Consider the following 20,884-nt stretch of genomic DNA (forward strand, 5'->3'; position numbering starts at 1 on the left):
GAAAGTGATACATCCCGCTCGACCGGCCGTTCCCGACGATCAGACTACTTCGAAACTGGTGTGACAGATGGGATCACCCGAGTGCGATGCAGCCACACTGGTCACTTTCGTACCGTCTGGCGTGGTTCCGGGACCGTAGGATTCGGTCGTTCGACCGACACCGGGGCAGAACGGCATCTCGGACACGGCTTCGCCCGGCGCCGGACAAGGCAAGATCGGACTGGTGTCAGACGTGCAGTTGATCGAGGTGGGCCCGCGGGACGGGTTGCAGAACGAGCAGACCCTGCTCTCCGTCGAGGAGAAGATCGAGTTCATCGCCCGGGCCGTCGACGCCGGCGTGCGCCGGATCGAGGCGGTGAGTTTCGTGAACCCCAAACGCGTACCGCAGATGGCCGGCGCCGAGGAGGTCATGGCCGGGGTGCCCCGCATGGACGGTGTCTCCTATATCGGGCTCGTCCTCAATCGTCGTGGTCTCGACCGCGCTCTCGCCTCCGCGGTCGACGAGGTGAACGCGGTCGTCGTGGCCACCGAGGCGTTCAGCCGCCGTAATCAGGGCTGCAGCGTCGAGGACACCGTTTCCGCGGCCGTCGACGTGGTGCGCGACGCGCGCGCGGCCGGCCTCGCGACGACGGTGACCATCGCGGTCGCGTTCGGCTGCCCGTTCACGGGCGAGGTCGACCCGCGCCGGATCTCCGACATCGTGGCGCGGTTGACCGATCAGGCCGCCCCGGACGAGATCGCTCTAGCCGACACGATCGGCGTCGGGGTCCCGGCGCAGGTCCGCGATCTCGCCGCCCGCACGGCGGAGCGTGCGCCCGGTATTCCACAGCGCTGGCATTTCCACAACACGCGGAACACCGGTTACGCGAATGCTCTCACCGCGCTCGATTCGGGTGCCGGCGCCATCGACGCCAGTGTCGGCGGATTCGGTGGGTGTCCGTTCGCGCCCGCGGCGACCGGCAACATCGCGTCCGAGGACCTCGTCTACGCACTCGATCGGTCCGAGGTCATCACGGGTGTCGACATGCAGGGGCTGATCGACACCGCCGCGTGGCTGGGCCGGGCCCTTGACAAGAATGTCTCCGCACTCCTCGGACGTGCCGGAGCATTTCCGGCCGTCCGCGGAGACGGGGACATCTGAGCGGGACCCCATCGGTGCGAACGCACCGGTGGGACACCCTTCGTCGACTATCCGGTGGTGTGGACGATCAGCACGTCGCACGCCGACTTGCGGGCCACATCGGCGGGGACCGATCCGAGGAGCCGGCCGGCGATCGAATTCAGGCCGCGATTGCCCACGACGAGAAGATCGGCCTTGACGTCGCTCACCAACTGCAGGAGCGCGTCGACCGGAGCACCCTTGACCGGGCGCTGCACCACGTTCGACGCACCGGCCTTGGTGGCCCGTTCCTTCGCGGTTCGCAGGATCTCCTCGGTCGGCGTCGATCCGGTGACCTGGTACGCCTCGTCTTTCAGGACATCCGCAGCGTCGCCGGCTCCGCGCTCGTTCGGGAAGTACGCGCACGCGATCACCAGCTGAGCGTCGCCCGCGAGTGCACCCGCACGCTCCACAGCCTTCATCGACGACTCGGAGCCGTCCGTTCCGACGACGACGGTTTCGTAAGAGCTCATCCCAACCTCTCGACATGAATTCGCCTCGCTGCCCATCAGCGAGGCGTCATCGCGTATACCCACAATGCAGGGGTCCTGCACGGGGACATTAGTGTGCCACGGGCACGTCTGTCCCCCGTTCGTGGTGATCGGCACATCGTGAACCCGACGCTGCCACCCCGAACAGACGTCACTTGATCCCGGCCGCGTCCATCCCTCGCATCTCCTTCTTCAGATCGGCGATCTCGTCGCGGAGTCGTCCGGCGAGTTCGAACTGCAGATCCCGAGCGGCACTCATCATCTGGTCGGTGAGTTGGGACACGAGGTCGGCGAGCTCGGCGCGGGGCATCATCGACACGTCACGCTTCTCGATGACCCCCGAACTACCGGCCTTCGACACCTCACCCTGTGCGCGGCGTCCGCGGCTGGAGTTGCGTCCGGAACCGCCGACCGCCACGGCCTCGTCCTCGGCTTCCTTGTAGACCTGGTCCAGGATGTCGGCGATCTTCTTGCGCAGCGGCTTCGGATCGATGCCGTTCGCCTTGTTGTACGCGATCTGCTTCTCGCGACGCCGCTCGGTCTCGTCGATGGCGTTGCGCATCGAATCGGTGATCTTGTCCGCATACATGTGGACCTCGCCGGACACGTTGCGGGCCGCGCGACCGATCGTCTGGATGAGCGACGTGGTGCTCCGCAGGAAGCCCTCCTTGTCGGCGTCGAGAATCGCGACGAGCGAGACCTCGGGCAGGTCGAGACCCTCGCGGAGCAGGTTGATGCCGACCAGAACGTCGTAATCACCGGACCGCAGCTGGCGGAGCAGTTCGACACGACGCAGGGTGTCGACCTCCGAGTGCAGGTACCGGACGCGGATACCGAGTTCGAGCAGGTAATCGGTGAGATCCTCGGCCATCTTCTTGGTCAGGGTGGTCACCAGGACGCGCTCGTCGCGATCGGTTCGCTCACGGATTTCATGGACCAGATCGTCGATCTGGCCCTTGGTGGGTTTCACCACGACCTGCGGGTCCACGAGTCCCGTCGGACGGATCACCTGTTCGACGAACTCGCCGTTGGACTGGCCCAGTTCGTACGGCCCGGGAGTCGCGGACAGATAGACGGTCTGTCCGATGCGGTCGACGAACTCGTCCCATGTGAGCGGTCGGTTGTCGACCGCCGAAGGCAACCGGAATCCGTACTCGACGAGGTTGCGCTTGCGCGACATGTCGCCCTCGTACATGCCGCCGATCTGGGGCACCGTCACGTGCGACTCGTCGATGACGAGGAGGAAGTCGTCCGGGAAGTAGTCGATGAGCGTGGCCGGCGCGCTCCCCGCGGCTCGCCCGTCGATGTGGCGCGAGTAGTTCTCGATGCCCGAGCAGAACCCGACCTGACGCATCATCTCCAGGTCATAGGTGGTGCGCATGCGCAGACGCTGGGCCTCCAGCAGCTTGCCCTTGCCCTCCAGCTCGGCGAGTCGCTCCTCGAGCTCGCGCTCGATGCTCGCCATCGCCTTCTCCATGCGCTCGGGCCCGGCGACGTAATGGGTGGCCGGGAAGATGCGCAGCGAGTCGACCTGGCGCACGACGTCACCGGTCAGCGGATGCAGGAAGTACAGCGACTCGACCTCGTCGCCGAAGAACTCGATGCGCACAGCCAGTTCCTCGTAGGACGGGATGATCTCGACCGTGTCCCCGCGCACCCGGAAGCTGCCGCGGGTGAACGACATGTCGTTGCGCGTGTACTGGACGTCGACGAGCAGACGCAGCAGGGCGTCGCGATCGATCTCCTGCCCGACCTCGATCTCGACGGACCGGTCGAGATAGGACTGCGGCGTACCGAGGCCGTAGATGCAGGACACCGAGGCGACGACGACCACGTCGCGTCGCGACAGCAGGCTCGACGTCGCCGAGTGACGTAGGCGCTCGACGTCGTCGTTGATCGACGAGTCCTTCTCGATGTAGGTGTCGGTCTGCGCGATGTACGCCTCGGGTTGGTAGTAGTCGTAGTACGACACGAAGTACTCGACGGCGTTGTTGGGCAGCATCTCGCGCAGTTCGTTCGCGAGCTGCGCCGCGAGCGTCTTGTTCGGCGCCATCACGAGCGTCGGGCGCTGGACCTGCTCGATGAGCCAGGCCGTGGTCGCCGACTTTCCGGTGCCGGTCGCGCCGAGGAGGACGATGTCCTTCTCCCCGGCCTTGATCCGGCGGGTGAGGTCTTCGATGGCGGCGGGCTGGTCGCCGGCCGGTTCGTACTCGCTGACGACCTGCAGGCGGGCATCGGTCCGCTCGATCTCGCCGACCGGCCGGAACTCCGAGTGCGCGATGACGGGGCGTTCTGCTGCAAAAGCCATAGTGCCAGGGTAAACGCGACCTATGACATCGATGTTCCCGCGGACCGGCGTCCGACGAGCGCGGCGACGAGCACGAGCGCCGAGCACAGCGGGATCGGCTGGCCGACGACGACGAACACCCCGACGTCGGCGAGGACCGCGACGGGCGCCGCGACCCGGACCGCCGGGCCCGGAACCGGCGCCTTGCCGCGGGACCTGCGCGGCACGCGCGACCACGGTTTCGCGATCGACAGCCAGCCCTGGAACGCGATCAACGTGGCCATCAGGACCGTCGACGCGAGCAGCCGGCCGACGCGACTTCGCGGGCGCGCGCCGCTGAGTCGAGAGCTGGTGAGAGCACCGCGATCCCGACGACGAGCTGGCTCACCGTGATCGCGAACTTCACGAGGACCCACCAGTGGAGGAAGAAGCCCCACGGCGTCGTCGCGGACAGCAGGAATCCCGACATCGCGGACACATTGGCAGAGACCACCAGGACCGTGGTGTCGAGGACGTGTGCGGCGACCGCGCCCCCGTCCCCGGGACTCAGCATCAGAACCGCCATCGCGAGCGTCTGGCTCATCCAACAGACCGACGAGAGCACATGTATCCACAGCAGCAGGTGCCGTGCGCACTTGACCGTCGGCCGCGCTGTGATTCGTTCGCGGGCCATTCCACGGCCCCGTTCGGCGACGAAAGTCCTCATGTTCCGACCATCTCGCGAATCGGCGGTCGGACGCATCGGTGAGAACTCGGGCTTTCACCCTGAGATCGTCGGTGAGGCTGTCTAGATTCAGAGCATGACGAGCGATGGCGGGCGCACCGCCGACCCCGGGTCAGCACCGCACCCGCTGCACCCGCCCAAACGCGAGACTTTCGACGTCCCGGCGATGACGAACACCGACAACAAGGGATTCGTCCGGGAGGTCGAGGAGTATCGCGTCACCGACTTCGGGCTGTACATGTCGCGCCACGCTCCCGGGCACCCCAGATTCGACCACCTGGAGTCATGGCTGCTACCCGCTTTGGGGTTGCGCGCCAACATCTTCCACTACCAGGGCGGCTACCGCGAAGGGCAGCGCCTGTACCTGGATGTCGGCCGGTTCGCCGGCCCCGACGACGACGGCCGGTGGCATGCCGAGGACTGGTACCTCGATCTCGTCGACGTGCCGGGCACCCCTCCCCTGCTGCTCGACACCGACGAGCTGCTCGAGGCCCACCGTGAGGGACTGCTCGACACCGCGCAGTGCGTCGAAGCCGTCGGGATCGCCACGCGTGCACTCGTCGGTGCGGCGGAACACGGCAACGACATACAGGACTGGCTCGACGCCGCGGCGGGTGGCGCGGTGGCCTTTCGCGACCACGACCACCGTCGCCACGGCGAGGCCCGGTAGATCAGTACGTCGGCAGCACGAAACAGGATCCGTTACGGATGAAGTCGGGGAGCTGGACGCCGGTGCCCACCGTGACCGCCCTCGACTTCTCGACTCCGTCGAGGGTCGCCTTCAGCAGGTAGCGGCCCGGGGTCGACGGCCGCCACTTGGGCCGGATCTCGACATTCGTGGGCTTCTGGTCGTAGATCGTGACCGTGCGCCCGGCGCCCACCAGGGTGACCTTCAGATTCGACTTCGCCGAACGCGGATCGCTGACGAGAACCGACAGTGTGTAGGAACATCCCGCGCCGTACACCCCGTAGTTGAACGAGCCGTTGGCCGACGAGCCGTAACCCGGAAGAGTGTCCACCGCGATGCCCTGCAGCGCCGCCTCCGCCGGCGCGGCCAGCGCCACGCTTGCGCACGCAACTGCACCGAAAGCTATTGCGCCACTGGCAATCCGCGCGCGACTCCGACTTCCCCGACCGACCATGCTGTACTCCACTCCTGGGCTTCGTCCTCGGCGACCACCCCCACCGCGGGGGCGTGCGACTCACAAGTTAGCAGCGGACGGGGCAGCATGTGCGAATTTTGGCAACGTTTGTAGTCAGTTTTTGTGCCAACCGCCGGTCAGCGTGTCACGACCCGCACCGCGGCCGGCCGCCCCGGGTCACAGGACCCGTACTGATCCGGTCCGGCCGGTGCGAATCCACCGTCGGCGAGACGATCCGCCAAGCCCTCCGCGGCGCCGGCGTCACGTGCGGTCACCCGCAACTCGACCGTCGCCGGGTCGACGATGTCGACCGCGGTGGCCAGTTCGCCGGCGAGCGCCCACAATCGGTTCACCAGACGCGCGGACGGACCATCGGGATTCGGTTCTGCTGCCACGAGCCCGGGCACCGACTCGGCGACGCGACGCTCGCGGACGTTCAGCTCGAGCGGCACGAGGCGCTCGTCCCAGACCCGGGCGGCCGATGCCGCCAGTTCCTCGGGGGCGCCCGAGTTGTCCAGCCATACGTCGGCCACGGCACGACGCTGCTCGTCGGTCGCCTGCGCGGCGATGCGGGCACGGGCATCGGCCTCGGCGACACCCCGCATGGTGGTCAGCCGGTGCAACCGCACGTCGGCCTCGGCGAACACGATCACGACCAGATGGAAGAACGGCGCCGTGTGGTTCTCGACCAGCAGCGGGATGTCTTGCACCACAATTGCGTCGGCCGGTGCGTCGTCGAGCATGGCCTGGGTCCGCGCCCCGATGAGCGGGTGGGTGATGCCGTTGAGCGTCAGCCTCGACTCGTCGTCGACGAATGCCTTCGCCGCGAGAGCCGGACGATCGAGACTCCCGTCGGCGGCCAGGATGTCCGGACCGAACGCCTCGACGAGCGCAGCCAGACCCTCGGATCCCGGCTCGACCACCTCCCGGGCGACCTTGTCCGCGTCGATGATGTACGCGCCCCGCTCGACGAACGTCTTTGCCACAGTCGATTTGCCGGCCCCGATGCCACCGGTCAGCCCAAGCCTGATCACGCTCACCAGTCTGACAAATTCGTCTGCGACACGTTGGAAGGCCCCCGCAGACACGAGAGACCCCGTCTCGCGCGATGACCCTCAGCAGGTCACGACGTCGAGACGAGGTCTCCTCGGGTTGAGGGATCAGCCGGTGACGGCCGCCAGTTCGATGGTCTCGTGCGGCAGGTCCGCCTCGCCGACCTTTTCGTTCTTGTTCAGATCGACGGCGACGATCTTCTTGGCGGCCGGGTCGCTGACGTAGGCGATGCCCTCCTGCACCACGACGTTCGGCATCGGGGACTGCCATTCGTCGGGTTCGGTCCAGGCGCCGATGGCGGGGATCGTGGCGGTCTTCGCGGCCGTGTCGGCGTCGAAGACGTGTAGGGCACCGTCGGTTCCCAGGATCACGGCGGACCCGCCGGGACCGCGCTCGATGGACCGGAAGCTGTAGGAGGTGCCGAGGTCGACGAGCCGGAGCTGGCCGGTGCGGGTGTCGGTGAGCGAGAACCGGGTCGGCCGTTCGAGTTCGGCGTCCGGATCGGACTTGTAGTCGCCGAGGATGATCGGGGACTCCTCGCTGCCGGCCTGGTTGCCGATGCGGCCGTACTCGTCGGGGCTCTCGACCTTGCGGATGTCGTTCCCGTTCACGATGAGCAGTCCGTCCTCGCAACCGAAAGCGAGGACTCCGTCGGCGCCGGCGGCCTCACCGTGCACGCCCGGGCACTGGTCGTTGCGCACGATCTCCTTGCGCTCGGGGTCGAGAATTGCAATCCCGCTGCGCGAGTCCTCGTTTCCGACGGTGACGACGACCGTGCCGTCCTCACGGAACACCGCGACCCCGTGGTGCGGCTCGGGAAGTGTGAACGAGGTCGACGCCGGGTTCCCGCGCAGGAGCTCGGCGGGCTCGACGATGTCGACCTGGCCCGTGCCGTCGGTGAAGAGGGCGATCCGGGAGTCGTGTGGCACAACGTGTCCCGGCTCTTCACCGCCGAACGTCATGTCGGTGAGGGCCGGTGTCGTCGTGTAGTAGTGACCATGGTCGCCGTGTTGACGCGTCCAGGTACCCATGTCGAGAACCCGGAACCCGTCCGACTCCGAGACGAACACATTACGGCCGTTGTCGGCGCTGTTGAGTCGGATGAAGCCGTCGATCGGGAGGTCGGCGACCTGCTCCAACGACTGCGCGTCGAGGACCAGGATGCCGCCGTCGTAGCTGAGCGCGAGGCGCGGCGTGGCGCTCTGCTGCTCGACGGCCGCGGCCGAGCTGGAGGCGGGCGCGGATTCGCTCGAATCCTCGCTCCCGCAGGCGACGAGCGCGAACGACGCGGCGGTGAGAAACGCGAGAGAGCGGGTCAGTTTTGTCCGTTGTGCAAACACCCGAACAGTGAACATGGATATGAAAATCATTGTCAACAACGCATGGGATGATGGTGGCCCGCAACGGCCGCTCCTCGCGAACACCCCGGCATCAGGCCAGCAACGGCCGCAACCCGTCGAGCACGCGGGCGAGTCCGAATTCGAAGGCGTCATCGGGGGCGCCGGGCGCCTGATGGATCTCTCCGACCGCACTGCCGACCCGATCCGACAGGGGGTACGCACCATCGGGGATGACCGCCGCGAGTTCAGGACCGACGATCTCCCACCATCGCGCGTCGCTCATCCCGGATTCCTCGGCGGCCGTCCGCTCCCCGACCGCCTCGCGGGCGTTGCCGGCCACGAAGGCACCGAGCAGTGCGATGATGTTGTCCCGCTGGACATCCGAGATGTCGGTCGCCTCGAGCAGTTCGAGCTGCCGCTCGTACCGGGCCAGGCGGTGCGGGCCCAGCACCTGGCGCCACGGCGAGGCCGCCAGCAGCCATGGGTGGTCGAGACACTCGGCACGCAGTGCGCGCGCGACTCCCGCCAGGGACTCGACGACGGTCGGTGCCGGCCCGGGCATCGGAGTCCGTGCTGTCACGTGATCGATCATGAGCGCCACCAGCACGTCACGCGTCGGCACGTAGGTGTACAGACTCATCGGCCCGACGCCGAGTTCGGCGGCCAGGGCGCGCATCGAGACGGCACCGAGCCCGCGCTCGTCCGCGAGGTCGATCGCCGCCGTCACGATGTCGTCGACCGACACCCGCTGCCGCGGCCCCCGCCGCGGACCGCCATCTCCGGCCTCGGCCCGCCAGAGCAGTCGGACCAGCGTGCGTGCATCATCTGCGGTCGACACGGCGACGCCTTTCCCGTACGGTGTACTGAGTCATAACCCCGTACACCGTACCAAGAGGAGCGTCCACTGCCCACTCAGGCCACCTATCTGCCGGACCTGCACCAGTTCGCGCTCTGGTCTTCCCACCAGTCCGATGCCGGGAACCTGTCGGACACCTGCCGTCTCGCGGTCCCGGACGGCCGCGACCTCGTCGTTCGCGACGTCCGCTGCGAACTCGTCGATCCCCCGGCACTCCTGGCCGCGTGCGACCAGGGTGATCCGAGCCGAGTCGCGGAGTCGGTCGAAGCGTGGCGACGCACACTCGCCGGCGACTCCGCGACACCGCTGCCGCTCGCCGCACACGCCGAGATCGATCCCACCGGGACGGCGGTGACGACTGCGGACTTCGCCCGTACAGCGCTGCAGGAGTCTCTCGCCGCCGAGGACATACTGCGAGACACTCTGCGAGCCCACCTGCGGCCGTATCAGATTCGCGGTATCGCCTGGCTGGCCCGCACCGTGGAGGTCACCGGCGGTGCCGTGCTGGCCGACGAGATGGGACTGGGCAAGACCGTCCAGGCGATCGGACTGCTGACGCTTCGGGCGCACGAGGGACCACAGCTGGTCGTCTGCCCGACCAGCCTCGTGACCAATTGGAGTCACGAGGTGGCCCGCTTCGCGCCTGATCTGAACGTGTACACCGGCCCCCTCGACCATGCGCCGGACGGGCCCGGTTCGATCACCGTGATCTCCTACGCGAGACTGCGACTGAGCATCGCCGACGTCCGTCGATTCGACTGGGCCACAGCCGTGTTCGACGAGGCGCAGGCCCTGAAGAACCCGCGCACCCAGGTGTCACGCGCGGCGCGCACCGTCGGCGCCCGGGCTCACGTCGCGTTGACCGGCACTCCCATCGAGAACAGTCTCGACGACCTCTGGGCGATTCTCCGGGTCGTCGCGCCCGCACTGTTTCCTCACCGGGCGGTGTTCCGGCGGCGCTTCACCAAAGCCGTGGACGACGGCGACGCCGGCGCGCTGCGACGACTTCGGGTGGCGGTCGCGCCGGTGATGTTGGCGCGCACCAAATCCCGTGTGGCCTCGGCGCTGCCGCCGAAGATCGGCAATCCGGTGCTCGTCGATCTCACCGACGAACAGGCGCAGCTCTACGACGCTCACCTCGCGCGCGTGGGAGACACCGGCTTCGGCGACGGATTCGAACGACACGGACGGATTCTCGCCACACTCACCCGGCTCAAGCAGATCTGCAACCATCCCGGCCTCGTCACCGGCGACACCCGGGTGCTCGCGGGACGCTCGGGCAAGCTCGACGTGTGCACAGAGATCCTCGGTGACAACCTGCGTACCGGCTCCCCCACGCTCGTCTTCACCCAGTACCGGGAAACCGGTGAACTCCTCGTCCGGCACTTCGCCGAACAACTGGCGGTCGAGGCACCGTTCTTCCACGGCGGTCTCTCGGCGAGCCGTCGCGACGAACTCGTCGCCGCCTTCCAGGCGGGCGAAGGCCCCGGGCTGATGGTCATGAGCCTCAAAGCCGGCGGCGTCGGGCTCACCCTCACGCGCGCCTGCGACGTCATCCACTTCGACCGCTGGTGGAACCCGGCGGTCGAGGCCCAGGCGTCCGACCGGGTGCACCGAATCGGCCAGGAACGTCCCGTCACGATCACCACCCTCACCTCGGCCACCTCCCTCGAAGAGCACATCGATCGCCTGCACCGGCGCAAGTCCGCGCTCGGCGCGCACGCGGACGACACGTCCGCCCTCACCGAGCTGACCGGCCTCGACGACGAGCGGTTGATGGACATCCTGCGGCGTCACCGGGAGGCGCGATGACCAGCACTCCTGCCGAATTCGGGTTCACCCGCTGGGGCGCCGAGATCGTCCGGCTCGCCGAGCCGATCTCGGCGCGTGGCCCCAACGCCTCGGCGCCACGAGCCCGCAGTGTCGCCCGCAACGGCGGCGTCACGCTCACCGTCGACGGACGTTCGGTCAGCGGTCTGGTGCAGCGTGGCGGCGAGGCGTCGATGGCACATCTCGAGTTCGATGCCATGACCCCGGCGAACGCGACGACGGTGAGGGGGATGCTCGGCGAATCCACCGAACCGACCGACGACATGCATCGTCGCCTCATCGAAGCGGCGTCGTGGTCGTCACCGGTTCTCGAGGTCGCCGACTGCTCCTGCCGCGCCCGCGGCGACCGGTGCCTGCACATCCTCGCCACGCTTTATGCCCTCGCCGCGGCCGTCGATCGAGAGCCCTTGCTGGCCCTCCGCCTACGCGACTTCGAAGCACGGCGCAGCGGAGTCGCCGGTGGCACGGACCACCCGGATGGACCACCGAGCCGGATGCCGCTGCGGTGGGCGGCACTAACAACCTTCGACGCCCGGGACTACTGGAGTGCTCGGCGTCGCACCGGGGCGCCCGACTGACCGTCGGCACCAGACGAGAGAAGCCCTCCCGGTCTCCCGGGAGGGCTTCTTCATCGTGCTCGGTGAGCGAGGCGTGTCAGGCGTTGCCCGACAGCTTCTCACGCAGTGCGGCAAGCTGCTCGTCGCTGGCCAGCGAACCGCCGGCCGACGATCCGCCGGTCGAGCTGCTGCTCGACGACGATCCGCCGCGGCTCTCCGACGCCGACGAGTAGTCGGTCGGGGCGTTGGCGGCCTCGGCGGCAGCAGCGGCGAACTTCTCCATCTGGGCGGTGTGCATCTTGTGGCGACGCTCGGCCTCGGCGTACCGGGCCTCCCATGCCTCACGCTGCTTCTCGAAGCCTTCGAGCCATTCGTTGGTCTCGGCGTCGAAGCCCTCGGGGAAGATGTAGTTGCCCTGCTCGTCGTAGCTGTCGGCCATGCCGTACTTCGAGGGGTCGAACTCCTCGGTGTAGTCCTCGTTGGCCTGCTTCAGGCTCAGCGAGATCCGACGACGCTCCAGGTCGATGTCGATGACCTTGACCATCGCGTCGTCACCGACGGCGACGACCTGATCCGGCACCTCGACGTGGCGCTCGGCCAGTTCGGAGATGTGGACCAGACCCTCGATGCCCTCGTCGACCCGGACGAACGCACCGAACGGCACCAGCTTGGTGACCTTGCCCGGCACGATCTGGCCGATGGCGTGGGTGCGGGCGAACTGGCGCCAGGGATCTTCCTGAGTTGCCTTGAGCGACAGCGACACACGCTCGCGGTCCAGATCGACGTCGAGGACCTCGACGGTGACCTCGTCGCCGACGGCGACGACCTCGGACGGGTGATCGATGTGCTTCCAGGACAGCTCGGAGACGTGGACCAGACCGTCGACGCCGCCGAGATCGACGAACGCACCGAAGTTGACGATCGAGGACACGACGCCCTTGCGGACCTGGCCCTTCTGCAGCTGGTGCAGGAACTCGCTGCGGACCTCGGACTGGGTCTGCTCGAGCCATGCGCGACGCGACAGGACCACGTTGTTGCGGTTCTTGTCGAGTTCGATGATCTTGGCCTCGATCTCCTTGCCGATGTACGGCTGCAGATCGCGGACGCGGCGCATCTCCACGAGCGATGCCGGGAGGAAGCCGCGCAGGCCGATGTCCAGGATCAGGCCGCCCTTGACGACCTCGATGACGGTGCCCTTGACGGCCTCGTCCTTCTCCTTGAGCTCCTCGATGGTGCCCCAAGCCCGCTCGTACTGCGCACGCTTCTTGGAGAGGATCAGACGGCCTTCTTTGTCCTCCTTGGTGAGGACCAGGGCTTCGACCTCGTCACCGACGTTGACGACCTCATTGGGGTCGACGTCGTGCTTGATCGACAGTTCGCGAGAAGGGATGACGCCTTCGGTCTTGTAACCGATGTCGAGCAGAACCTCGTCCCGGTCGACCTTGACGATGGTGCCTTCCACGATGTCGCCATCGTTGAAGTACTTGATCGTGGAGTCGATGGCGGCGAGAAAGTCCTCGGCAGTGCCGATGTCATTGACGGCTACTTGCGGCGAGGTGATCGTGGGGGACGACATATGTTGAGTTGCTCCGGACAGGTGTGTAGTAGGTACGATTCTGCAAAGCTCTGTTGATCGACACCACCTGGACCGGCCTGTCACCGGTCAGGGCAGGTGCGAACCGCGCGTCATCGGGCACACGCGCGTGTAGAAGCCTACTCCAGCGGCATTGTGCTGGGCAAATGGCTCGTCTCACGAGGCCGCCAGGACGTGCGGCCCGACGGGAGATGAGACGATCCCCACGTGGCGCACTCACTCGAACTCCTCCTCGACGACTCGTCCGACCAGCAGGTTCGGGCCGAATGGGACGCCCTCGCCGCAGCCAGACTCCCCCATCAGGGTCGCGTCGCGTCGCCGACGAATCGGCCCCACGTGACGCTGGTGGCCGCGTCCCGGATCGACGGGAACGCCGATGCGGCACTGGCCGCGGTCGCCATGCGCCTGCCGGTGGGGATGCGGCTCGGCGCTCCGATCGTCTTCGGCGGCGGTCGACGATCCACGCTCGCGCGGCTCGTGGTGCCGTCGAGCGAACTACTGTCGGTCCACGCCCAGGTCTCGCGGCTATCCGCCGAGTTCGTCGACCCCGAGCCGGCCGACACGGCGACAGCCTCGACCGATGGTCGCCGAATGCCGTTCGCGCACACCGTTCCCGGGCAGTGGACCCCGCACGTCACCCTCGCGCGGCGGATGGACGCCGAACAGCTCGTCCGCGCCTTCGACATCCTCGACATCCGCGCCGAGATCGTCGGCGAGTTCACCGCACTGCGACGCTGGAATCCAGATGCGGGAACCGACGTCGTGCTCGCGGGGCGGGCCTGCTGATCGCACTGCGGGTCAGACGGAGGAGCCGCCGTTTCCCCGTCGGCCCGGCAACGCGCCGAGTAGCCGACGAAGCCGGGAGTCCGGACGGAACCGCGGGCAGGACCGCTCGCCGCAGAGCGCGCAATCCGTACCCGTCCGGTAGTGCTCGTGAGCCGATCGGTCGTGACCGCATCGGCAAGTCTGGTCGCCCACGGCGCTCAGGTTACCCAAGCAGGGTCTTCGGACCGGGGTCGTCGAACGTTGTGACCCACGTCGTCGCCACGGCGACGAGGCGTCCCACCGCCACCGGGTGAAGGCCTCCGAGATCACGATGAGAGTGACTCGAGAGCCCACGGCCCGATGATCTGGGCATGACCGAAACACTGAGATCCTCCACCGATCGACCAGCACCGAGCGCCGACGAGTTCGCCGAACGACTCTTCGGTTCGACGCTCGCCACCGCCGAGACCATGAGCGTGTACCTCGGCGAGCGCCTCGGGTGGTACCGATGCCTGGCCGAATCGGGCCCCCTCACCGCCGACGGGCTGGCCGAACGAACCGACACCAACGCACGCTATGCCCGGGAATGGCTGGAGATGCAGAGCGCCTTCGGCATTCTCGACGCGGACCTCACCACCCGGCCGCACACCTTCGCGATCTCGCCGGGAGTCGCCGAAGTACTCACCGACACCACCAGCCTGTCGTACCTCGGCGCCCTCCCCCGCATGTTCGCGGCATCGGCACGCCATCTCCCGGAGCTGCTCGATGCCTACCGGAACGGTGGGGGCGTGAGCTGGGAAACCCTGGGCGCCGACGCGCGAGAGTGCCAGGCCGATCTCAACCGGCCCTGGTTCGACGCCCGCCTCGCGCCCGCGCTGGCGGGTGTCGAAGCCCTGCACGAGCGGTTGTCCCGGCCCGGGGCGCGGATCGCCGACGTCGGGTTCGGAGCGGGCCACTCGACCATCGCACTCGCGCGGGCCTACCCGGAGGCCACCTTCATCGGGCTCGACGTCGACGAGGCGTCGGTACGGATGGCCCGTGCGCATGCCGAGGCGGCGGGTGTCACCGACCGCGTGACGTTCCTCGTCGCCGACGGCGACGAGGCGGCGGCGCACGGCCCGTTCGACGTCGCCTTCGCGTTCGAGTGCCTACACGACATGCCGCGGCCGGTCGAGGTCCTCGCCGCGGTCCGGCGCGCACTGGCGCCCGAAGCTTCGCTGATCGTCATGGATGAAGCCGTATCCGACGAGTTCGACGGTCCCGCAGACGATCTCGACAAGATCATGTACGGGTTCTCGTTGCTGGTGTGTCTGCCGGACTCGATGAGTTCACCACCGTCCGCGGCCACCGGCACGGTGCTCCGACCGTCGACGCTGCGTCGGTACGCGCACGACGCGGGTTACGCCGACGTGACGGTCCTACCCATCGAGGATTTCAGCTTCTTCCGCTTCTACGAGCTGACGACCTGACCCCGCCGGTGCGTGCCCGGCCCGCAACGAGGTGACGGCGACGTCGACGACATCGGACGGAGCCATGGCGGCACCGGTCGCGACGAGATCGTCCGTCACCGCCTCGCCCAGCGCGGCTCGGATTCGATTCTCGACGGAACCGAGTCGCTCGACGTCGTTCCCGAACGGATCGGACCCGGCCGCCTCGTGTGCTCGCCGGATGGCACCGAGGATCAGAGCCGCCTGTTCGCACCGCCCGAGATCGACCAGGACGTCGATCACCGAGCGCAGGGTCACCCACTGATTCGTCCAGTTTCCCGCTTGCCGAAAATGCTCGAGCACCTCCACGTACGACCGGGCGGCGGCGTCGGTTGCGCCGGAACGGGCCTCGATCGACGCCCGCGACGCCATCGCCACCCCCAGTAGGTACCGGTCACCGTGTCGGCGCGCGGACTCGATGGCACCCTCGAGGAGTTGCCGCGCCCGCCCGGGATCGGCGTCGAGCAGACACTCGCCGGACACATAGCGACACCAGGCCGCGACAACGTCTTCACCCGATGTGGCACAGGCGATTTCGAGGGACCGCGCGGCCGGGTACGCGTCCTCGCCGCGGTAGGCACGGATGAGCAGTGCACTGATGTCGGCCATGTGCGCCGCCCCCGGCATGCCGGCCGCCAGTGCGAGTTCGCGGAACGTCCGCGCGTCGTCGAGCGCAGCGTCGAGATCCCCCTGGAACAGCCCGATGTCCACGAGCATCATGTGGAGGTAGACGCGGACCGACGGGTCTGGGCCGGCGTCGAGGCCCCGACGCGTGCACCGCCGCGCGGTCGGCAGGTCGCCGTCGAAGCGCGCACCACCGGCCGACACCGCCCACACCGCGGACCCCAGCGACGAGTCGTCGTGACGGTCGATGAGCATCCGCGCCCACGCGGTGACCTCCGGACTCATGGTCAGTTCGAGGAAAGGAATCGACCCCTGCAGGATCGTGTCGGCGAGAGCGGGGTCGTGAGCACTCGCATGATCGATCGCCTGCCGCACATCGTCGAGCCGTGCATCGACCAGGCGCGCGGCGTCGAGGTGTCCGCGACCGTAGACCTCGCACCCCAACGGACCCAGCCAGTCCGCCACCCACGCGGTGTGCGCACACCGCGCACCGGCGAGGGCGTCCCGACTCGCCAGTGCATCGATACCGAAGGCGCGCAACGTCTCCAGGAGTAGATAACCCCCCGGATCGACCGACACCATGCACGCGTCGACCAGTTCGGCCATCGTATCGGCCACGTCTTCGCGGTCCAGCACTCCCGTCGCCGCGGCCAGGAACTCCGCGTCGTCGAGGCCGAACCGGGAGGGGAAGATGCTGAGGACGTCGAACAGACCACGCGCCGGGTCGCTCAGCAGTCCATAGGACCAGTCGACGAGTGCGTGCAGGCTCCGGTGCCGGGGCGCGATCCCGCGCGGACCGCGCAGGACCCGGAAACGCCAGTGCAGTCGGTCGACGAGCACTGCCGGCGGTATCGCGCGCGCCTTCGTCGCCGCGAGCTCGACACCGAGCGGCAGGCCGTCGAGCCGGCGGCAGATCTCCGCGATCGCCGGCGCAGTTGCTTCGTTCAGCTCGAAGCGCGGATCGCGCGCCCGGGCACGGACACAGAACAGCCGGACGGCATCCGACGACTCGATGGCGGCGGCCGCCGCGCCCACGTCCGGCACCGGGAGTGGATCGAGGGAGATGATCCGTTCCGAGGCAAGCCCCAGCGGCACCCGTGAGGTCGCGAGCACCGTGACATCGGGGCACCGATCCTGCAGCGCGACAACGATTTCGACCGCCGACTCGAGGACGTGCTCACAATTGTCGAGCACAAGCAGTCCGTGTCGACCGGTCAGTGCGCCGATGAGTGCGTCCAGGGCCGCGACATCACGACGCATCGACAGGCCCGTCGCCGACGCCACCAGATGCACCACCGCGTGGCGGCTCGCGACCGCTGCCAGTTCGGCGAACCAGACGGGACGGTCACTCGCCGACCGGACATGGTGCCGGACAAGCGCCGTCTTGCCGACGCCACCGGGGCCGAGGACCGTGACGACCCCGCGTCCCCGCACGGTTGCCGTCAGGCCCGTCAGGTCGGCATCCCGGCCTATCAGCTGGCCCGAATCATGGTTCGCCGCGCCGATTTCGGTATGTGGTACCGCGACTGTTCCGGCCGGCCGCCGATCCCCGCGGACGCGGCGCGGCGGCGGGTCCCCGTCGAGGATGCGGGCATGCAGCTCGCGGACCGACGGGGCCGGGTCCGTGCCGAGATCCTCCGCGAGGCGTCGACGCAACCGTTGGTAGGCATCGAGCGCCTCGGCCGCACGATCCGTCCGCCACAGCGCCGCCATGACCCGGAGGTGGAGCCCCTCGCGATAGGGATGATCATCGACGAAGGGCAGCAACCGGACATAGGCGTCTTCCGGACGGCCGAGGGTGACCAGGGCATCGGCAGCTGTCTCCGCGGCCAGGACACGCCGTTCGAGGAGCGCCCCGACCTCCGGCTGCGCCCAGGCACAGTCGGCGAACTCGCCGTATGGCGTTCCATGCCACAGACTCTCGGCCTGGTCGAGCAGATCGACAGCCAGCTGGGGCTCGGCATCGACGACGGCGACGGCCCGTGCCACGGTGTCGTCGAAGAGCAGTGCGTCGACATCGGTCCGATCGACGATGAGCGTGTACCCGGGCGCGGTCGTGACGACTCGCAGACGGCCGTCGACCTGACGTCGCCGCAAGGTGGTTCGTAGTCGGAAGACGAGGTTGTGCAGGGCCGACTCCGGGGTGGCCGGCGGCGCGTCGGGCCACAGGATGTCGGTCAGCCAGTCCACATCGGCAACCGCATTCGCGCGCGATGCCAGGGCGGCGAGCAGACAGCGGAGGCGAGGCGTGCCGAACTGCGGTCGGGACACACCCGCGTCATCCGGTGTGTCCACCGGACCCAGCAGAGTGAGACAGACCATGGCCTTATCATCGCAGGATGTCCCCCAACCAGGCGGAATCCGAACAAACGACATCGAACGGCCCGGGGTCGAGCCGTCCCCCGAGGATCCTCGGCGACGTGGACTCCGCGACCAGCGACCGTGCCAGCCGGTGGTGGTGGGATCACGACGCGGAGAACTATCACGTCGAGCACGGCGACTTTCTCGGTGCCCATGCCGCAGGCGGGGATTTCGTATGGTGTCCGGAGGGTTTACGCGAGGCCGATGTCGGGCTCCTGGGGGACATCGAGGACCAGGACATCCTCGAAATCGGCTGCGGTTCGGCGCCCTGTGCCCGGTGGCTGGCCGCGCACGGCGCGCGCGCAGTCGGCGTCGACCTGTCGCGGCGGATGCTGGGCATCGGACTCGACGCGATGGCGGCGGAAGGCGTGCGGGTCCCGCTCGTCCAGGCGACCGCCGAGACCCTGCCCTTCGCGTCCGCGTCGTTCGACGCCGCGTGTTCGGCCTTCGGCGCGGTACCGTTCGTCGCCGACTCGGCCGGCGTGATGAGCGAGGTCGCACGGGTCCTGAAACCCGGTGGGCGTTGGGTTTTCGCCGTCAATCACCCGATGCGCTGGATGTTCCTCGACGATCCCGGGCCGGAGGGCCTGACCGTACGGATCCCCTATTTCAACCGCACGCCGTACACCGAGACCGATGCCGACGGAACGTTGACCTACGTCGAGCACCACCGCACCATCGGTGACCGTGTTCGCGAACTCCGGGCCGCCGGGTTCGTTCTCGACGACATCATCGAACCCGAGTGGCCGGACGGTTTCGACCGCACCTGGGGGCAATGGAGCCCGTTGCGCGGCAGCTACTTCCCGGGAACAGCCATCTTCTGCAGCCACAAGCCCGACTAGCGGCGCTCACAGCAGCTTCGACAAGAACTCCCGGGTGCGCTGTTCTCTCGGATCGGCGAGGACCTGACGAGGGTTCCCCTTCTCCACGACGACGCCGCCGTCCATGAACACGAGCTGGTCGGCGACCTCCCGGGCAAAACCCATCTCGTGCGTGACGACCAGCATGGTCATGCCCGACGCAGCCAGCTCACGCATCACCTTCAGTACATCGCCGACGAGTTCGGGGTCGAGCGCCGAGGTGGGTTCGTCGAACAACATGAGTTTGGGGTCCATCGCGAGCGCACGCGCGATGGCGACACGCTGCTGCTGGCCACCCGACAGCTGGGCCGGATAGGCGTCGGCCCGGTCGGACAGGCCGACCCGGTCCAGCAGGTAGCGGGCTTTGTCGACCGCCTCCGAACGCGACTGACGCTTCACCTGCATCGGCGCCTCGATCACGTTCTCGAGGGCCGTGCGGTGCGGGAACAGATTGAAATGCTGGAACACCATGCCGATGTCGCGTCGCTGGGTCGCCGCGTCCTTGGCACTCATCTCGTGGAGCTTGCCGTTGCGTTCCCGGTAGCCGATCAGATCACCGTCGACGTAGAGCCGGCCGGCGTTGACGACTTCGAGGTGGTTCACACAGCGGAGAAACGTGGACTTCCCCGATCCCGACGGACCGATGAGACACAGCACCTCGCCGCGCGCCACCTCCAGCGAGATCCCCTTGAGGACCTGGACCGAACCGAAGCTCTTGCAGACCCGGTCGGCCACCACCATCGGCGGCGGCGATCCGCCGGCGGCCGGTGCGGCCGTGTCTTCTGCGGGACTCATGCCTTCTCTCCCCCTGCCGGCCCGGCGGCGCCGCCGGGCGCCGTGGCCGCGCCGTCGGCCATCGTCTTGAGTTGCCGCGCCGTGAGCTGCCGGGTCGCGCCCTTCGCGTAGTAGCGCTCCACGTAGTACTGGCCCACCATCAGGACACTGGTGATGACGAGGTACCACGTGGACGCGACGAGAAGCAGCGGGATCGGCTCGAAGATCACGCCCGAGATGTCCCGCTGACGTCCGTAGAGGTCGAGGGTGAGCGGCACCGCCGCCACCAGGCTCGTGGTCTTGAGCATGCTGATCAGCTCGTTGCCGGTGGGCGGGATGATCACCCGCATGGCCTGGGGCAGCACCGTTCGTCGCATGGTCTGCGCCCACGACATACCCAGTGCCACCGACGCCTCGGTCTGCCCCTCACCGACCGAGGACACACCCGCGCGGACGATCTCGGCCATGTACGCGGCCTCGTTCAGGCCGAGTCCGATGACCGCGAAGAGGAACGCGGCGTTGAGCGTCTGGATGTCGAGCGACACGAACTGGTGCACGAACGGTATGCCGAGGTCGATCTGCTTGTAGATCGCCGGGAACAGGCCCCAGAAGACCAGCTGCACATACACGGGGGTGCCGCGGAAGATCCACAGATACACCCACGATGTGCCGCGCAACACCGGGTTCGGGCTCAACCGCATGATCGCGAGGACGACGCCGAGCACGATGGCGATGGTCATCGACAGCAGGGTCAAAGCGAGCGTGTAACCGACCCCCGACAGGATTCGCGAGTCGAAGAGATAGTTGCCGTACGTGCCCCAGCTGTAGGCCTCGTTGGTGGCGGCACCGTAGACGAACAGTGCGCCCAACACGATGATGATCACCGCCGCGACCCACTGTCCGGGACGACGGAGCGGAACCGCCTCGATCGGTTCGGGTTCGCCCGGCGGTGACGCGGCGGTGCTGTGCGGTGACGTCAT

19 protein-coding genes are annotated in these 20,884 nt (G+C 67.9%); 7 read left to right on the forward strand and 12 right to left on the reverse strand.

Features of this window, described 5'->3' with window-relative positions:
• The first annotated feature begins 223 nt into the window (after positions 1-223).
• The gene (locus tag QAD21_RS14310; RefSeq protein WP_280359761.1) at positions 224-1,141 is read left to right on the forward strand and encodes a hydroxymethylglutaryl-CoA lyase; all 918 of its coding nucleotides are present in this window, start codon (positions 224-226) and stop codon (positions 1,139-1,141) included.
• A 47-nt stretch (positions 1,142-1,188) separates the two neighbouring features.
• Here QAD21_RS14310 and QAD21_RS14315 read toward each other — a convergent pair whose 3' ends face one another.
• The 4 genes from QAD21_RS14315 to QAD21_RS14330 form a co-directional block, all read right to left on the reverse strand.
• Positions 1,189-1,632, reverse strand: coding sequence for a universal stress protein (locus QAD21_RS14315; protein WP_058251858.1), 444 nt, complete (start codon positions 1,630-1,632; stop codon positions 1,189-1,191).
• A 169-nt stretch (positions 1,633-1,801) separates the two neighbouring features.
• A complete protein-coding gene (gene uvrB, locus QAD21_RS14320) occupies positions 1,802-3,958 on the reverse strand; it encodes an excinuclease ABC subunit UvrB (RefSeq protein WP_058251857.1) in 2,157 nt (718 codons plus the stop codon).
• Positions 3,959-3,978: 20 nt separating this feature from the next.
• Positions 3,979-4,221, reverse strand: coding sequence for a hypothetical protein (locus QAD21_RS14325; protein WP_280359764.1), 243 nt, complete (start codon positions 4,219-4,221; stop codon positions 3,979-3,981).
• On the reverse strand, positions 4,221-4,643 hold the full coding sequence (locus tag QAD21_RS14330; protein ID WP_280359765.1) for a hypothetical protein: 423 nt from the start codon (positions 4,641-4,643) through the stop codon (positions 4,221-4,223). The genes QAD21_RS14325 and QAD21_RS14330 overlap by 1 nt, the downstream gene beginning before the upstream one ends.
• Before the next feature lie 94 nt (positions 4,644-4,737).
• Between QAD21_RS14330 and QAD21_RS14335 the strand changes: the two genes are divergently transcribed.
• Positions 4,738-5,331, forward strand: coding sequence for a DUF402 domain-containing protein (locus QAD21_RS14335; RefSeq protein ID WP_280359766.1), 594 nt, complete (start codon positions 4,738-4,740; stop codon positions 5,329-5,331).
• Between the two features lies 1 nt (position 5,332).
• On the opposite strand, the gene QAD21_RS14340 is transcribed toward QAD21_RS14335, so the two are convergent.
• The 4 genes from QAD21_RS14340 to QAD21_RS14355 all read right to left on the reverse strand — a co-directional run bounded on the left by QAD21_RS14340 (position 5,333) and on the right by QAD21_RS14355 (position 9,034).
• Complete coding sequence (locus tag QAD21_RS14340; protein ID WP_280359767.1) at positions 5,333-5,803, reverse strand: hypothetical protein; 471 nt, start codon at positions 5,801-5,803, stop codon at positions 5,333-5,335.
• 137 nt (positions 5,804-5,940) lie between these two features.
• On the reverse strand, positions 5,941-6,837 hold the full coding sequence (gene coaE / locus QAD21_RS14345) for a dephospho-CoA kinase (protein WP_205334141.1): 897 nt from the start codon (positions 6,835-6,837) through the stop codon (positions 5,941-5,943).
• Between the two features lie 126 nt (positions 6,838-6,963).
• The gene (gene aztD / locus QAD21_RS14350) at positions 6,964-8,196 is read right to left on the reverse strand and encodes a zinc metallochaperone AztD (protein WP_280361740.1); all 1,233 of its coding nucleotides are present in this window, start codon (positions 8,194-8,196) and stop codon (positions 6,964-6,966) included.
• Between the two features lie 91 nt (positions 8,197-8,287).
• Positions 8,288-9,034 (reverse strand): TetR/AcrR family transcriptional regulator, encoded by a 747-nt coding sequence (locus QAD21_RS14355; protein ID WP_280359770.1) that lies wholly within the window; start codon positions 9,032-9,034, stop codon positions 8,288-8,290.
• 369 nt (positions 9,035-9,403) lie between these two features.
• On the opposite strand from QAD21_RS14355, the gene QAD21_RS14360 reads away from it, so the two are divergent.
• Together QAD21_RS14360 and QAD21_RS14365 are read left to right on the forward strand one after the other, a co-directional pair.
• Positions 9,404-10,864, forward strand: a complete 1,461-nt coding sequence (locus QAD21_RS14360; RefSeq protein WP_348534443.1) for a DEAD/DEAH box helicase — start codon at positions 9,404-9,406, stop codon at positions 10,862-10,864.
• Positions 10,861-11,460, forward strand: a complete 600-nt coding sequence (locus QAD21_RS14365) for an SWIM zinc finger family protein (protein WP_280359771.1) — start codon at positions 10,861-10,863, stop codon at positions 11,458-11,460. The genes QAD21_RS14360 and QAD21_RS14365 overlap by 4 nt, the downstream gene beginning before the upstream one ends.
• Positions 11,461-11,536: 76 nt before the next feature.
• Here QAD21_RS14365 and rpsA read toward each other — a convergent pair whose 3' ends face one another.
• A complete protein-coding gene (rpsA, locus tag QAD21_RS14370; protein ID WP_058251851.1) occupies positions 11,537-13,015 on the reverse strand; it encodes a 30S ribosomal protein S1 in 1,479 nt (492 codons plus the stop codon).
• Between the two features lie 225 nt (positions 13,016-13,240).
• Between rpsA and QAD21_RS14375 the strand changes: the two genes are divergently transcribed.
• On the forward strand, positions 13,241-13,819 hold the full coding sequence (locus QAD21_RS14375; protein WP_280359772.1) for a 2'-5' RNA ligase family protein: 579 nt from the start codon (positions 13,241-13,243) through the stop codon (positions 13,817-13,819).
• Positions 13,820-14,169: 350 nt separating this feature from the next.
• A complete protein-coding gene (locus QAD21_RS14380) occupies positions 14,170-15,267 on the forward strand; it encodes a class I SAM-dependent methyltransferase (RefSeq protein WP_280359774.1) in 1,098 nt (365 codons plus the stop codon).
• Here QAD21_RS14380 and QAD21_RS14385 read toward each other — a convergent pair.
• Complete coding sequence (locus QAD21_RS14385) at positions 15,217-18,231, reverse strand: BTAD domain-containing putative transcriptional regulator (protein WP_280359775.1); 3,015 nt, start codon at positions 18,229-18,231, stop codon at positions 15,217-15,219. The two genes, QAD21_RS14380 and QAD21_RS14385, sit on opposite strands and share 51 nt — an antisense overlap.
• Before the next feature lie 17 nt (positions 18,232-18,248).
• Between QAD21_RS14385 and QAD21_RS14390 the strand changes: the two genes are divergently transcribed.
• Entirely contained in the window at positions 18,249-19,112 is an 864-nt protein-coding gene (locus QAD21_RS14390; RefSeq protein WP_165629952.1) for a class I SAM-dependent methyltransferase, read from the forward strand.
• 6 nt (positions 19,113-19,118) lie between these two features.
• Here QAD21_RS14390 and QAD21_RS14395 read toward each other — a convergent pair whose 3' ends face one another.
• Positions 19,119-19,925 (reverse strand): amino acid ABC transporter ATP-binding protein, encoded by an 807-nt coding sequence (locus QAD21_RS14395; RefSeq protein WP_272498183.1) that lies wholly within the window; start codon positions 19,923-19,925, stop codon positions 19,119-19,121.
• Positions 19,922-20,884, reverse strand: a complete 963-nt coding sequence (locus QAD21_RS14400) for an amino acid ABC transporter permease (protein ID WP_211540601.1) — start codon at positions 20,882-20,884, stop codon at positions 19,922-19,924. The genes QAD21_RS14395 and QAD21_RS14400 overlap by 4 nt, the downstream gene beginning before the upstream one ends.

The sequence above is a fragment of the Gordonia sp. SMJS1 genome (genome assembly GCF_029866425.1).
Classification (GTDB): Bacteria; Actinomycetota; Actinomycetes; order Mycobacteriales; family Mycobacteriaceae; genus Gordonia; species Gordonia hongkongensis.